Origin of the sequence: Oceanobacter sp. 1_MG-2023 (assembly GCF_030689025.1) — a bacterium.
Classification (GTDB): Bacteria; Pseudomonadota; Gammaproteobacteria; order Pseudomonadales; family Oceanobacteraceae; genus Oceanobacter.
Window position 1 is genome coordinate 119,096 of the sequence record NZ_JAUYWA010000009.1, and the last position, 13,984, is coordinate 133,079.

Annotated in this window: 13 protein-coding genes; 6 read left to right on the forward strand and 7 right to left on the reverse strand. The window is 55.7% G+C overall.

Translation table 11 applies throughout. The annotated features are described in order from the left end of the window. Nucleotides 1-110 precede the first annotated feature (110 nt). Genes Q8W22_RS08275 through Q8W22_RS08290 form a run of 4 tightly spaced genes read left to right on the forward strand, consistent with a single transcriptional unit; the run spans nucleotide 111 to nucleotide 5,900 of the window. Nucleotides 111-1,340: a hypothetical protein gene (locus Q8W22_RS08275; protein ID WP_305452049.1), complete on the forward strand. Its 1,230-nt coding sequence runs from the start codon at nucleotides 111-113 to the stop codon at nucleotides 1,338-1,340. Continuing rightward, a complete protein-coding gene (locus Q8W22_RS08280; protein ID WP_305452051.1) occupies nucleotides 1,337-2,521 on the forward strand; it encodes an efflux RND transporter periplasmic adaptor subunit in 1,185 nt (394 codons plus the stop codon). Before Q8W22_RS08275 ends, Q8W22_RS08280 begins: the two co-directional genes overlap by 4 nt. Further along, nucleotides 2,521-5,574, forward strand: coding sequence for an efflux RND transporter permease subunit (locus Q8W22_RS08285; protein WP_305452052.1), 3,054 nt, complete (start codon nucleotides 2,521-2,523; stop codon nucleotides 5,572-5,574). Before Q8W22_RS08280 ends, Q8W22_RS08285 begins: the two co-directional genes overlap by 1 nt. Continuing rightward, on the forward strand, nucleotides 5,571-5,900 hold the full coding sequence (locus Q8W22_RS08290) for a DUF3240 family protein (protein ID WP_303433101.1): 330 nt from the start codon (nucleotides 5,571-5,573) through the stop codon (nucleotides 5,898-5,900). The genes Q8W22_RS08285 and Q8W22_RS08290 overlap by 4 nt, the downstream gene beginning before the upstream one ends. On the opposite strand, the gene Q8W22_RS08295 is transcribed toward Q8W22_RS08290, so the two are convergent. The 7 genes from Q8W22_RS08295 to Q8W22_RS08325 all read right to left on the reverse strand — a co-directional run bounded on the left by Q8W22_RS08295 (nucleotide 5,891) and on the right by Q8W22_RS08325 (nucleotide 12,904). Beyond that, nucleotides 5,891-7,216, reverse strand: a complete 1,326-nt coding sequence (locus Q8W22_RS08295; protein ID WP_305452053.1) for a sensor histidine kinase — start codon at nucleotides 7,214-7,216, stop codon at nucleotides 5,891-5,893. The two genes, Q8W22_RS08290 and Q8W22_RS08295, sit on opposite strands and share 10 nt — an antisense overlap. Then, complete coding sequence (locus Q8W22_RS08300) at nucleotides 7,216-7,884, reverse strand: response regulator transcription factor (RefSeq protein WP_305452054.1); 669 nt, start codon at nucleotides 7,882-7,884, stop codon at nucleotides 7,216-7,218. Before Q8W22_RS08300 ends, Q8W22_RS08295 begins: the two co-directional genes overlap by 1 nt. Before the next feature lie 87 nt (nucleotides 7,885-7,971). Further along, nucleotides 7,972-9,042: an RluA family pseudouridine synthase gene (locus tag Q8W22_RS08305; protein WP_305452055.1), complete on the reverse strand. Its 1,071-nt coding sequence runs from the start codon at nucleotides 9,040-9,042 to the stop codon at nucleotides 7,972-7,974. Then, on the reverse strand, nucleotides 9,039-9,503 hold the full coding sequence (locus Q8W22_RS08310) for an NfeD family protein (protein WP_303433095.1): 465 nt from the start codon (nucleotides 9,501-9,503) through the stop codon (nucleotides 9,039-9,041). The genes Q8W22_RS08305 and Q8W22_RS08310 overlap by 4 nt, the downstream gene beginning before the upstream one ends. Nucleotides 9,504-9,546: 43 nt before the next feature. After that, nucleotides 9,547-10,110: a nucleoside 2-deoxyribosyltransferase gene (locus Q8W22_RS08315; protein WP_305452056.1), complete on the reverse strand. Its 564-nt coding sequence runs from the start codon at nucleotides 10,108-10,110 to the stop codon at nucleotides 9,547-9,549. Nucleotides 10,111-10,211: 101 nt separating this feature from the next. Continuing rightward, the gene (locus tag Q8W22_RS08320) at nucleotides 10,212-11,147 is read right to left on the reverse strand and encodes a stomatin-like protein (protein WP_303433093.1); all 936 of its coding nucleotides are present in this window, start codon (nucleotides 11,145-11,147) and stop codon (nucleotides 10,212-10,214) included. A gap of 113 nt (nucleotides 11,148-11,260) precedes the next feature. After that, nucleotides 11,261-12,904, reverse strand: a complete 1,644-nt coding sequence (locus Q8W22_RS08325; RefSeq protein ID WP_305414783.1) for an alkaline phosphatase — start codon at nucleotides 12,902-12,904, stop codon at nucleotides 11,261-11,263. Between the two features lie 314 nt (nucleotides 12,905-13,218). Here Q8W22_RS08325 and Q8W22_RS08330 point away from each other — a divergent pair, with 314 nt between their 5' ends. Continuing rightward, complete coding sequence (locus tag Q8W22_RS08330) at nucleotides 13,219-13,653, forward strand: type II toxin-antitoxin system Phd/YefM family antitoxin (protein ID WP_305452057.1); 435 nt, start codon at nucleotides 13,219-13,221, stop codon at nucleotides 13,651-13,653. 28 nt (nucleotides 13,654-13,681) lie between these two features. Then, nucleotides 13,682-13,906: a Txe/YoeB family addiction module toxin gene (locus Q8W22_RS08335; protein ID WP_303434934.1), complete on the forward strand. Its 225-nt coding sequence runs from the start codon at nucleotides 13,682-13,684 to the stop codon at nucleotides 13,904-13,906. Nucleotides 13,907-13,984: the final 78 nt, after the last annotated feature.

Here is a 13,984-nt window from a genome sequence, read left to right on the forward strand (position 1 = left end):
GCCGGTGACCTTTCCCTCTTGCCTCCCAGATTTGCCGCCCCTCCGGTGATATTCAGTTTCAGTTCAGCCTCCCCTTGTAATCTCTTGTGATCAATCAAGGAGATTCCGCCATGATCAGGCAACCCCAACCAGAGCAAGCAGCTGGCCGCTCAGCCTGCCCAAAGGCCGTACAACAGCTGCTGTACCTGCTGCTACTAACAGCCACCAGCCAAGCTGACGCCACCCCTTCATTTACCGCCGCACTGGAAGCCAGCTGGCAAGCCACTCCAGAGCAACAGGCCCTGCGCGCCACGCAAACACTGTATCAACAACGTCGCCCAGACTGGTTAACCAGTGCGCCAGAGCTGGCTGTCGATTACACCCAGGGGGATCCGGCCGCCGCTATCGGTTCCGAATGGCAGTTAAGCCTGAGTGCAACACTCAGCAAACCCAACCAATATCACACCCGCAGCCAACTCAACCAGACCTCAGCCCGATTGATCCACACGGAACGGGACTATCAACGCTGGCTTTGGTCGGGGCGATTACAAAACTGGTGGTGGCAATGGCAACAGCTATCGCTACAGCAACAGCGAAATGCCAAGCGTCTGAGCGCAATGACCCAGCAACTCGACTGGTTGCAATTGCTGATTCGTCAAGGTGAACGCCCGGCCGCGGATCGCCTGCCCTTGCAGCAAACCTTGCAGCAATTAAAAGCCAGCCAGCTAACCTTGCAAAGCCAGCAACACGACTTATCCATCCAGTTTCGCCAGTGGACAGGCCAGGAAGATCTGCCGGACGATTGGCAGTTTTCCGCCGCTGCGGCACAACCACTGGAGCAACACCCGCTGCTGCGTTTCCAGATAGAGCAACGCCAATACGCACTGCTTAACCAGTCTCTCAGCCGTCAACAGGCACTGACACCCAGTGTCTCTGTAGGCGTCAAGCATCTTGCCGCGACCTCGGATACCCCCACCAGTGATTTGCTTGTGCTGGGACTCAGCCTGCCTCTGGGCAGCGATGGTTACCAGAGCCAACGGGCGCAATGGCGTGAGGTGGCACAACAACAGCGGGCCGAACGGGATGTTCGCCAACAACTACAACGCCAGCAACAGGTGCTGGCCAGCCAGTTACCCGCTCTGGCTCAACGGGTAGCCGAGCTGCAGCAATTGAGCGCCGACGCCAGCCAGCAGTACAACGCCCAGTACCGGGCCTGGCAGCAAGGGCAACTGTCAGGGCTGGCCTGGCTACAGGTGCAAAACAGTATCTGGCAACTGCAGCAACAGGCTGACGAAGCCCGCCTTACTTACCAACAAGCCATCAGTGACTGGAACCAACTTCAGGGGGTGATACCACAATGACGTTTTTGAATATGTTGTCTGGCCATTCGAGCCAAGATCAATCCGCACACTGCCGAGTGGGCAACACACCACAACAGCAGGTTAATCTGGCATCCGCCACACTGATCGTTACCCTGACCAGTATCCTCGCCCTGCCGCTGCTAACGTATCGGGCCGAGGCATTACCTCTCGATAGCACCGAACAGCAACGACTCGGGGTCGAATTCAGCACCCTGACAACCCAGGCCCAACTGCCACTGGCGGTGTTGCCTGGCAGTACCGCCGTCAGTGACCACCAGCGCCTGCAACTGATAATGCCATTCGAAACCCGGATCGAGCAGTGGCTACAACCCTCCGGCCAGCATCTCAATGCCGGTCAGCCGCTCTTACAACTGCACAGCCACGAAATACAGGCGTTTATCCAGAATCATCAACGCCAGCAACAAACCGCCCGGCTGTGCCAACAGCGACTGACCTATCTGCAAGATCGCCAGCGCAGCGGCCTGAGCACCCGCCTTGATATCGAAGAAAAATCCCTCGAATGCCAGCAACTGAGCGACAGCGTCAGCAGCAACCAACAGGTGCTGACCCATTTGCCATCCGCATGGCTGAACACTCACGACGCCGAGTTTACCCTTAACAGCCGCAGCTCAGGCTGGTTGATCCGGCTGAATCAACAGACAGGGCAAATCGCCAGCCCGGGCACAAGTCTGGCGGAATTCTGGCCAGACAGTGCCCTGGCGATTCTGGTTGAGGTACCGATCCGGCTGGTCCAACAGCTCCAGCCTGGACAGTCGTTAGCGGTACGTCCTGTCGGCTCCGACGACCCCAGCGTGACCGACACCCACACCGCAACAGTGCAGCGTATTGAGCAAGGCATCAGCATCACGGGTCAGCAACAGGTCTGGCTGCAACTACAAACAGGACAACCGGTTCCCGGACAACGCTGGCAAGTCACCATTCCCTCGGCGCAGTCCGGCTGGGCGATTCCTGCCTCTGCCCGAGTCCGGGCTCAGGGCCAATCCTGGGTATTCCTACAACAGCATCATGAGATCAAACCGCTGGCGGTCAAGCCCATCGCCGAAGGCGGCGGCTACTTGCTAATCCCGGCCGCGACCTTGCCCCGGCAGCCAACACTGGCTACCCGCGGCACGGCGGCCCTGATGTCTTATTGGCAAGCCAGTAGTGAGGAGGACAAATAATGCTGTCGCACTGGATTCAAACGGTTCTGATGCAGCGGATACTGATTCTGGTGATCAGTTTCGGCATCTTGGCCGCAGGGGTAGTCAGCTATCAGAACCTGAGGATTGACGCCTTTCCGGAAATATCTCCAACCCAGGTCAAGATCATCCTCAAGGCTCCGGGATTACCACCAGAAGAGCTGGAAACCCGCGTGACCCGCAAGATCGAAGTTGAATTGCTCGGTATTCCGAACCAATCGATCCTGCGTTCCGTCGTAAAATACGGCCTGACCGATATTACCGTCGACTTTGCCGATGGCACCGATATTTACTGGGCACGCCAGCAGGTATCCGAACGCCTGGCCGCTGTCTGGCCTGAGCTGCCAGCCGACATCAGTGGCGGAATTGCCCCCATGAGCACCCCATTGGGCGAACTGTATATGTTTACCCTCGACGGGCCACAGTCGCTGGCCGAAAAACGCCGTATTCTCGACTGGCAAATCCGGCCCTTGTTGCGCACGGTACCCGGTGTCGCCGATATCAATGCCCTGGGTGGCAAGGTTGAAGCCTGGGCTGTGATTCCCGATATGGCAGCCCTGGCACAGGCCGATCTGACTCTGGCCGACTTGCAACACTTTCTGCAACAGAACAACCGCAATGACGGCGCCGGACGGCTGGAAGACGGCGAAGAAGCCATTCTGGTCAGTAGCACCGGCCGCATCACCACGCGGGATGACCTCGCGAATCGCGTCCTGGTCTATCGTAACGGCAGCCCGGTACGCCTCAGTGACGTTGCCACTGTCCAGCTCGATAGCCTGACCCGCTATGGCGGTGTTACCGACAGTGGTCAGGGCGAAACTGTCGAAGCTCTGGTCGTGGCTTTAAAAAATGCCAATGCCCGCCAAGTAATCCAGGGAGTCCAGCAAGCTCTCGACACCCTCAACCTGCCAGCCGGAATGGAGATTGGGGTCTTTTACGACCGCAGCAACCTGACCCAGCGGGCCGTTGGTACCGTCACCGAAGCGTTATGGATCGCCGTAGTACTGGTGATTGTTTTGCTCGGGCTGTTTATTGGTAATGTCCGTACGGCACTGGTAGTGGCTGTGAACCTGCCAATGTCAGCGCTGATGACGTTTATCATCATGGACAAACTCGGCATGAGCGCCAACCTGATGAGTCTCGGCGGACTGGCGATTGCCATTGGTATGCTGGTCGATGGCTCCGTTGTGGTGGTTGAAAACACCGTAACCCGCTTGCAAACCAGTCATGCCGGTTTGCCCCGCCTGAATGTGATCTTCCGGGCGATTCACGAAGTGGCTGTCCCCATTGTGTCCGGCACTCTGATTATCCTGCTGGTGTTTTCACCACTGGTGACCTTGCAAGGTCTGGAAGGCAAGCTGTTTGCCCCGGTGGCGTTGACCATTATGTTCGCCCTGGCAAGCAGTTTACTGGTATCCCTGACCCTGATTCCGGTACTGACCAGCTGGCTGATCCAGGCCGACAAGGTAACCACCCCGCGATGGGTATCTGGCTTGCAGTCGGCCTATCGCCGCTCACTCGAACGGACGTTAGCCAACCCATGGCCAATGCTCACAGGGCTGGCTCTGGCCGTGGTGGCCAGTCTGGTGGCTTTCACTCAGACCGGTAAAGCATTTATGCCTGAGATGGATGAAGGAGACCTGATCGTACAGCTGGAAAAAATTCCGACCATCAATCTGGAGGCTTCGCTGGCCATTGATACCCAGGTCGAAAAAGCTTTGCTGGCAGCGGTGCCGGATATCCAGCGCATTGTTGCCCGCGCCGGTTCTGACGATCTTGGCATGGACCCGATGGGACTCAACGAGACCGATATGTTTTTGCAGCTCAAGCCCGTCGAACAATGGCAAGCCAATAGCAAGGCAGAGCTGAGAGAACAGATTCGTACCATTCTGGAACAGTTTCCCGGTTTGAACTACGGCTTTACCCAACCGATTGATATGCGAGTGTCCGAGATGATTTCCGGTTCTCGCGGCGACCTGGCCATCAAGTTGTTTGGTGCAGACTTGTCACAACTGCAAGCGGTCTCCGAACGCATTGCCAGCCTGATGAAATCCCTGCCAGGTACAGCAGAAGTCATGTTGAACCAGGCGGATGGCATGCACTATCTGACCATTACCCCGGATGCGACCCGTATCCAGCAGCTGGCATTGACCGTTAATGAAGTCCAACAATCTCTGCGGGCCGCTCTGGAAGGTATCAGGGCTGGAGAAGTGATTTACCCGGACAGGCAAGTACCCTTGCTGCTCCGCCATTCCCGCCCGGCACAAATCAGTGCCCTGCTGAACGAACACTGGCTGGTCACTCCCGCGGGTGATGCCGTACCGCTGGCGGAACTGGTCAACGCCACCGAAACACCCGGCCTGGTGTTGGTGAAACGGGAAAATGGTCAGCGTTTTGCTGTCGTCACCGTCAATGTCGAAGGCATCGCCCTCAGCGACTATGTCGCCGCCGCACAACTGGCTGTCAGCCAACACATCGACCTGCCCGGCGGCTATTACCTCAACTGGGGAGGTGAATTTGAAAACCAGCAACGGGCCAATACTCGTCTGGCAGTCATGGTTCCGGTAGCCATTGCACTGGTTTTACTGGTGCTGTTTACCACCTTTGGCCGCATCAACGAGGCTCTCCTGATCCTGTGTAATATCCCGTTTGCCCTGATCGGTGGAGTGCTGGCGCTCTGGCTCAGTGGCGAGTACTTATCGGTACCGGCATCTGTCGGCTTTATTGCCTTGTTAGGTATTGCCGTTATGAATGGTGTCGTGCTGGTTGATCAGTTCCGGCATTTACAGGCACTGGGCCAGCGCGGACTGGCGATGATTCTGGAGGCGGCAGCCGGACGGCTGCGGCCGGTATTGATGACTGCCAGCACCGGTGCGGTTGGTTTGCTGCCGTTGTTATTTGCTACTGGGCCGGGCAGTGAAATCCAGAAGCCATTGGCCATTGTAGTTATCGGCGGTCTGGTCACATCGACGCTACTGACCCTGTATGTTCTGCCACTGCTTTATCGCCGTTTTATTCTGGAGGCCACCCAATGAGTGCAACCGAGACCAACACACAACCACACACATTGCTGACCCTGTCACTGCCACCCCGACAGGCCGATGTAGTGACCGACTGGTTACTGCAACAGGGATTACCCGGCTTCAGCTCCTGGACCGGTTGGGGCCATAGCAACCGCCTTGACCAGCTTTCCATCAGTGAGCAGATTCAGGGAAAACAAAACCGTACGTTCATCAGCCTGCATCTGAGCGAGCCACAATATCAGGCAGTCCTGGAGAATTTGCGCCAGAGGTTCAGTAGTTTTGATATTCACTATTGGGTACAAGCACTGCTGGCCAGTGGTCGCCTGACTCAGCGGTAATCCGGATTAAGAGGCAAGGACAGACGGACAATCAATCCAGCTTCAGCGCCGTTTTCAAATCGGATCCGGCCCTGATACTGCTCAACAATATCCGCCACAATAGCCAGCCCCAAGCCGAAACCCGGGCCACTTTCATCCCCCCGAACCCCGGGCTGATGCAATACCGTCAATTGCTCCGGTGCAACGCCGGGGCCATTGTCGGTAATCGTCAGCTGCAATTGCCCATCAATTTCGGCGGCCTGTACGTCAACAGTGGTGGAGGTCCATTTACAGGCGTTATCCACCAGATTCCCCAACAGTTCAAACATATCTTCCCGATCACCGGGAAAAGGCAACGCCGCTGGTAATTGCTGGCGAATAATCACCTCGGGATACAACTTGGCCATGCTTTGACAAAGCTGCTGCAGCAGCTCCGTCAGATCAATTTGCGGTGCCCGACTCATCAACCCGGCGATTCTGGCCCGCTTCATTTCATTATCGATCATATGGTTCATCTGTTCGATTTGCTGCAGAGAAATATGCCAGTCCCCTTCCGGCTTACTGCGGGCGACATCGTTGAGGCGATTGTTTAACACCGCCAACGGCGTTTTTAACGAATGCGACAGATTACCGCTGGCCATACGAGCACGTAACAAACGTTCGCGGGTCCGTTCACCCAGCCGGTTGATTTCATCCACCAGAGGTTCCAGCTCCTGCATTTCGGGTGCTTCCAGGTGATCCCGTTCCTGCCGTGCCAACTGGCGCAATTGCTGCTGGATCTGTTCAAAGGGTAATAACGCCTCGTTGAGCTGACGGCGCTGCCAGACAAAAATAGCCGCCATCAGTACACTCAGCAACAGCAGCAAGGTTACAAACGCCTGTACAAATACGTCCATAATAGGGAGGAAATCTTCTGCGATCTGCAGCTCTACCTGCCGCTGCCCCACCGTCAGCGACTGGCTCATCACGTACAGGTTTTGCTCCGGTATGACCTGCTGCCAGCTCCACAAGGTCTCTCCCGCCAGGCGTTGCATTTCCAGCGCCCGATCACCCAACGAAGGCGACTTCAGTTGCTGGCCATTCCAGTTCACCTGGTAATAATGGCCGGATTCCAGGGCAACAAAGATAGGCGGTAAAATATGTTCATCAATATCCATGCGGTCGTCGTGCCAGTGAATCTCCTGCAACAACAGGTCTCGATCATGCTCCAGCCGGGTTTTGAAATAATCGGTAGCGGATACAAACAGCGCGATAGCAGTGGCAGTGGCAATCAGTACGATGATCACCAACTGCCCCACCAGCAAAGAGCGGAACAGCCGGGCCGACAAGGACCACATTAGCGTTTCCCCATCAAGTAACCCTGACCCCGATAGGTGTGGATACGTTGCTGGCCGATTTTCTTGCGCAAGCGGCGGATATAGACCTCCACCAGATTTTCATTCTTTTCTTCTTGCCAGTCGTAGGTTGTATCCAGCAGCTGCTGCTTGGAGACAATTTGCCCGGCTTTTTGCATCAACAAACGCAACATGGCGAACTCGGTAGCAGTCAGGCTTGCACACATGCCGGCACCATCAGAGACCTGCTGTTTGGTTTCATCCAGAATCAGACCATCCACCACCAGCTGAATTTGCCCCTGTTGCTCAACCCGACGCCGTAATGCTTCGAGCCGCGCCAGTAGCTCTTCACTCTGGAACGGCTTGCCAAGATAATCGTCAGCCCCGGCATTCAAACCATCAACCCGCTCCTGCCAACTGTTGCGCGCAGTCAGAATCAGTACCGGTGTGCTGATCCCTTGACGACGCCAGCCAGCCAGTACTTCCAGGCCCGACAGATAGGGCAAACCCAGGTCGAGTACCACACACCTGATAACATCCTGATGCTCCGGTAAATACCGGGCAGCCCAGTCCCCCCGCTCCAGATACTCGACACCATAACCAGCCTTGCTGAGATAACGTCCAACATCCCGACTGAGCTGGGGATCATCTTCAACCAACAGAATATTCAACAACAACCCCCAACCCCGCTGACGCCAGACCACCCGCAGCCAGAGTCAGTAAACAACCACTAATCCAGAAACCAAGACTAACATATGTCAGAGGGGCGGTTGGCTCCGGGTACGCTTCAACCACTGCTGCACCCAGGCTGGCCACTGCTCCGACAACTGATCATCCTGAATATCGAACCGCTGGCCATAAGCATTCAATTCAATCTGCCAGGCGTGTAACAAATGATGGGATGCACCCAAATCAGCAATCTCTGCCGGGGTTAGCGCCTGCTGCAGGCGCTGTAGATAATAGCGGCCGCCGTGGGCGTAAATCTTGTCGGCCACAATCGGATGTCCCAATGCCGCCAGCTGCGCCCGCAACTGGTGTTTACGGCCGCTTTTTAATTCGCATTGCACCAGTGTCATCCCGGCCTGACTGGCCAGACACTGAAACAGGGTGCGACTGAGTTTGGCCGCACCAACGCAGGCAGTCTGATCCTGCTCAGGGTCCACCACGTGCATCTGACAACGAATGGGGCTGTCACGTCGTTCCGCCAGATAACATTCAAAATCCAGCTGCTGCCAATCCGGCTGGCCATACACCAGCGCCAGATAACACTTGCGTTGCAGCAGACGGTCAAAGCGCTTTTTCCAACGCTTGTTGGCGGCGGAATGCTTGGCCAAGACCAGAATGCCCGATGTCTCCGCATCCAGCCTGTGCAGCAAGTGTGCTTCGGTCGCCGGACTTTGACGGCGCACCAGATTGATCAAGGTATCGTAGGTATTGCGGGTGGTACGAGACACCGCCAAGCCGGGAGGCTTGTGCACCGCCATCAACTCATGGCTTTGCCACAACAATTGCCAGCCCGTATCGGCTGGGCCTTCCTGATGCCCGGGCAACCAGAAGGCAAACCCTTGCCCTGCCCTTAATACCAACGAGGCATCGTGGCAGCGCTGCCCGTCAACCAAGATCTCGCCCCGGTCGAGCGATGCAGCCAACGACAGTCCATCGCGACGCTCACACCAGTGAGACCACAGGGTGGCCAAGGGCTGATCATCGAAGCACTGCCCTGTCAGCCAGAAACCATCTGCGCCAAACCCTGTGTTGTCGGGTGCCGTGCTGTTGATCGTTGTGCTGTCAGGCCCGGTGTCAGACGCTGCCGCTCTGGACAGGCTCAAGCATCCTGCTCCAATGCCTCAACCCACAACACCCCGACATCCACCCGTATCACCTTGACGGTGGTTCCGGCCGCCAGCGGCTGTTGGCTTTTGAGTTTCCAGTCAATGCCGGAATAACGATGGCTGCTGTTGCCGCTGAGATCCACATCCTGCTCCAGCACAAACGCATCACGGGCAAAGTCGCTGTTGACCGGGGTGATTTGCTGTTCGTTTTGTAATCGCTTCAAGGGCCGCCACAATGCCAGGGCAAAGCCGCAAGTCAGCGCGGCATTGCTCCATAACGCCGAAGTCGGCGTTTCCGGCAGCAGACCAACCAGCATCAGCAAGCCCGATACCACCAGCGACAAGCCCAGAAAAAACAGCACCAGCGAGGCAAAACCCAGAATGGCGACTTCAACGATCAAAGCCAGAATCCCCGCCACCAGCAAAGCCTGGGGAAGGTGTGACAACAGGTAGCTCATGATGAGTTTCCTTGTAATAGGGTGATTAAGGCGAGCAAGGTGGTCACGCCAGCTGCTGCAACAAACGTTCAAATGCCGTCAGGTCGGTATAACGTGTCGCCTCGCTGGCGGCGTGACTGATAAACGTCCCTTCTGACTGACGGATGCCACCCTCGATCATCAGGTTATCGTGCAGACCAAATTCTTCTATTTTTAATCCGTCCCGATCACGAATATCGCCCTCCGGGCCTGGGACTGGCTGTCCGGCAGGGCCAAATTGCGACCAGCTGCGAGCCAGAAAAGAGGCAGGATCATTACTGTAGCCTGACAGCCGTTTTCCCAGCCCGCGCGCCAGACCCAGCTCGTATACCGTGCCCACATCGGCACTGGGGCCACGGAAAGGCGTCAGATTGGCAATCAGGATATCCGCTTGCCGGATCAGCGCTTCGTTGCCTCGGCTGATCGCCCAGGGTAATTCATCGGGGTCCGGACTCTGGACTTCCGCATCCAGCGGAAACAGGCCGATAAAACCGTAACGCTGGCACAAGGCTTTCTTGGCCATTCCCAGTTCGACGGCATCGGCTAAAAATACTTCTGGCCCGGCAAGGTAAATTACAGCAGTGGTCATGGCAGCATCTGATTGGTGATATTAGTGGTATTGGTGATAAGTGGGGATGGTGGCGGCAAAAGCCGTCAGGCACAAGATGCCTGACGCCGACGCGGTATTTGCTAGCCCTTGTTCAGGCTGTTGATAATCGTAGTGGCCGTTGCCACCATGCTGCTGGCATCGGTGCCGCTATCGGGCAGCAAGACAACAGACGATTCCTTGGCAATGGCGTGCTTGGCCTCAATGGCTTTGGAAGCCAGCTCCAGCTGGATCGCTTTTTGGCCATCCTCGGTATTGGCAATATCACCAACCATTTTTAATGCCATGGCACGGGCGCGCGCCACAGCCACTATGGCCTGGGCTTCACCTTCGGCCTGCAGCATCTGTTCTGCCTTGTCGGCTTCTGCCGCCAGTACCCGCGCCTGCTTCTCACCCTCGGCCACGTTAATGGCTGACTGGCGATCCCCTTCGGATTCCAGAATCTGGGCACGCTTGACCCGCTCGGCTTTCATCTGCGCTTCCATCGACTGCATCACCGATTGCGGCGGCACAATATCCTTGATTTCGTAACGCAGTACCTGGATACCCCAAGGCTCGGCAGCTTCGTTAATGGAGGTCACAATATTGATGTTCAGCAAGCTGCGCTCTTCAAAGGTGCGGTCGAGCTCCATCTTGCCCAACTCGGAACGCATGGTGGTTTGCGCCAGCTGAGTCACGGCAAACACATAGTTATCGACGCCGTAAGTCGCCTTGTACGGATCCAGTACCCGGAAATACAACACGCCATCAACGCTCAGGGTAATGTTGTCGCGGGTAATCGCCGACTGGCTGGGGACATCCTGCGCTTGTTCCTTGAGGCTGCGGTCGGCGGCTACCCGATCGATAAAGGGCACAATAAAGTTAAGGCCAGCCTCTTTGGTGGAGTGGTATTTGCCAAATCGCTCAATCAGCCAGGCCCGGTTTTGCGGTACAAATTTAATGCTGCTGCGCACCAGTACCAGCACAAACACCAAGACAATAGCTTCGACCGAAAAAACCAGCGAGAAAAGTGAATCCATGATGGACATCCTGTGTGAAGAAGACCTGTATTCTGAGGCGGCTCTTACACTCGGCGCAAGCGCTCAACAAGCATTTGTGCCAGTGAGTGCCAACAAGGTGATACCGTTCTGGATCAGAGTGCCCCACGCTCGGTATGGTTCGCCAGCACACCATCCAGGTGGTTGTAGCGCTGTTTCCAGTGGCGCAAAAAGGCCAGATCATCGGCAAAGGCCGGTGCCAGAGGCTGCGCAGCCTTGGCCTGGGTAATCCCCTGCGCCGGTTGTAACTGGTTACTGCCTTGTGGCACTTGCAATGCCCGCAGGCAATCGCTGCTGTAGCGATGGCTATCGATATTATCGACCACCCACCATTCCGCTTGCAGACGGTCGTGGGTAATGTCCAGCAACACATAACCGCGGAAGTAAAAATTCACAAACGCCAGATGCGGCAGCAGGGCTTCCAGCGAGGCAGCGGCCATCTGCGCCTGGGCATAACTCTCGATACCCGGCGAAGTGACTGCCGGTGTCACAAACTCCACCCCCAGTGGTTTGCCCGTCTCCGCCGCAAACGGATTCTGATACAACTCAAACGCCCAGGATGAATGAATATCCCCGGTGAGCACCACCCAGTTATCGACATTGGCCTGACTGACGGCATCAAACAGGCGTTGACGGGCAGCAGGATAGCCATCCCACTGGTCGTAATTGAAGGGCATATCATTGGTGCCCAGCTGGGCCACCATGACTTGCTGACCACTCAGCTTCCAGGTCACTCCCTGTTGCTGGGCGTTGGCGAGATTGGTGTAGAGCCACTCTTCCTGGGAGTAACCCAACAACGTACGACCGGGCAAATTGCGCTCTTCCATCGACTCGGCCTGGGCATCACGCCCGGCCAGCCGGGTGTCCAGCATGCTCAGGTCGACCAGATCCCCAAACCGGAAGCTGCGATAGATCCCCATCTCCGGTTGCGACGGTTCACGGATTGGCATCCACTCCAGATACGCCTGCACCGCACCACTCAGACGTGAACGCCAGTCGCCCTCGCTCTCGATATCGTGGTTGTCGGCCCCACCCGTCCAGGCATTATTGGCCACTTCATGGTCATCCCAAATCACCAGAAACGGATGCTGGCGATGCACTTCCTGCAAGTCCTTGTCCTGCTTGTAGCAGGCGTGGCGCTGGCGATAATCCTGCAACGAACGAGTCTCATGCAAAGGCACGTTAATACGGCCACTGTGCAGACAATCGTCAAGATCAGCGTATTCATAGATATAATCGCCCAGGTGCAAAATGGCATCGAGATCGGCCCGCTGCGCCAGCTCCCGATACACATTGAAATAACCTTTGGCAAAGTTGGAGCACGAGGTGTAGGCAATACGTAAATGCGCCACAGACCCTTCCGGCAAGGTTCGGGTGCGGCCGACATCGGAGTAATGGCCGTCGGCCTCGAAGGCGTAATAATAAGTAGTGGCCGGTTGCAAACCGCCAACATCCACCTTGACGGTAAAATCACGGCTGGCATCGGTAAAACCGGTTCCTTCCTGCACGACCTGCTGCAGCTGCGGGTCCGTGGTTATCAGCCAGCGATAGGAAATACCAAACGCACTCCCGGTCGTCGTGATACGCGTCCACAGCAAGACCTGATCGGTCAGCGGATCGCCACTGGCGATGCCATGCTGGAACGGGTAAGGCGTACGTTTCCCACCCGGCTTGACTACCGGGGCAAACAGGCTGGTACTGGCGCTGTCCAACAGGAACTCCCGACGAGTCAGGGCCATGGTCTCTCCGCAACAAATCTCATCAGCCGGATTAAGCCGTTGACCGATGACAACCCGATGGCCAGCCCTTGACGTTCATGTTGCGATTTGGAGTCAGATAGATGACAGCCGTAGTCGACTGAGATTGATGGGGTAATACCCTTGGCCTGCAAACCGCATGATTTTCAGAAAAATAACCCGGCTGGCAATCATATGATGCAGAGCATATTCGCAGGTATCCGGCTTTCTTTTGGGGCAGCAGCTGCACAGGGTTTTTCAACGTCGATCACACTCATAAAAATCTGGCTGTCATCGTCATTTTTGGCCCTGTTTTTATGAATATGGATCATCTCGCTGACAAGGATTTCACCGTAAGCGGACTGTGTGGTGGCAGAATAAACCGAAAAGCACGTAATGGAAAAACCGTCAGACTGATTTGCCTTGCGAGAGCCTCCCTTGTAAAATTGTACGGAATTCCCGTACATAATAGTGACTATATGGATACCATAAGCGTAAACAAATTTCGAGATAATCTGAAAAGCGTTGTAGAACAGGTGGTTAGCAGGCATGAACCCTTGAAAGTTACCCGTAGAGCTGGCGAGGACTTTGTCGTTTTGAGCGCTGAAGACTGGGAGCGTGAGCAAGAAACTCTGTCCGTTCTGCAAAATCGTGATCTGATGCAGCAAATTGCAGCCTCTCTTGAAACCCACAAACATAGCCAAGGCTATAAACCGACCAAAGAGCAGATGGATGAGATCACTGGTATTTGAGGGGAACACCTGGGAGGCATATGAGCAAATGCGGGAAAAAGACAAGAAACTGCATAAAGCTCTATGCAAACTCCTGCAAGAAATGCTTCGCTCTGACAACCCATCTTCTGGCTTGGGGAAACCAGAGCCTTTAAAACATAATCTTTCCGGGTTTTGGTCGAAGCGAATATCCCAGAAGGATCGATTGATATATAGATTTGATGATCATTCTATTTATATATTCGCCATTGGCGGGCACTATGATCAGCCCTAATGAGGGTGTTCATAGTTCTGTGTCACCCATTACTTACAGATCCACGTAGCCGTCGATCCGTCCTTCGAAGTGGATGCT

What these genes read in the sequence shown, in the direction of transcription:
- Q8W22_RS08275 (WP_305452049.1), top strand. Translation starts at nt 111, where the DNA reads ATGATCAGGCAACCCCAACCAGAGCAAGCAGCTGGCCGCTCAGCCTGC.
- Q8W22_RS08280 (WP_305452051.1), top strand. Translation starts at nt 1,337, where the DNA reads ATGACGTTTTTGAATATGTTGTCTGGCCATTCGAGCCAAGATCAATCC.
- Q8W22_RS08285 (WP_305452052.1), top strand. Translation starts at nt 2,521, where the DNA reads ATGCTGTCGCACTGGATTCAAACGGTTCTGATGCAGCGGATACTGATT.
- Q8W22_RS08290 (WP_303433101.1), top strand. Translation starts at nt 5,571, where the DNA reads ATGAGTGCAACCGAGACCAACACACAACCACACACATTGCTGACCCTG.
- Q8W22_RS08295 (WP_305452053.1), bottom strand. Translation starts at nt 7,216, where the DNA reads ATGTGGTCCTTGTCGGCCCGGCTGTTCCGCTCTTTGCTGGTGGGGCAG.
- Q8W22_RS08310 (WP_303433095.1), bottom strand. Translation starts at nt 9,503, where the DNA reads ATGAGCTACCTGTTGTCACACCTTCCCCAGGCTTTGCTGGTGGCGGGG.
- Q8W22_RS08315 (WP_305452056.1), bottom strand. Translation starts at nt 10,110, where the DNA reads ATGACCACTGCTGTAATTTACCTTGCCGGGCCAGAAGTATTTTTAGCC.
- Q8W22_RS08320 (WP_303433093.1), bottom strand. Translation starts at nt 11,147, where the DNA reads ATGGATTCACTTTTCTCGCTGGTTTTTTCGGTCGAAGCTATTGTCTTG.
- Q8W22_RS08325 (WP_305414783.1), bottom strand. Translation starts at nt 12,904, where the DNA reads ATGGCCCTGACTCGTCGGGAGTTCCTGTTGGACAGCGCCAGTACCAGC.
- Q8W22_RS08330 (WP_305452057.1), top strand. Translation starts at nt 13,219, where the DNA reads ATGAATATGGATCATCTCGCTGACAAGGATTTCACCGTAAGCGGACTG.
- Q8W22_RS08335 (WP_303434934.1), top strand. Translation starts at nt 13,682, where the DNA reads ATGCGGGAAAAAGACAAGAAACTGCATAAAGCTCTATGCAAACTCCTG.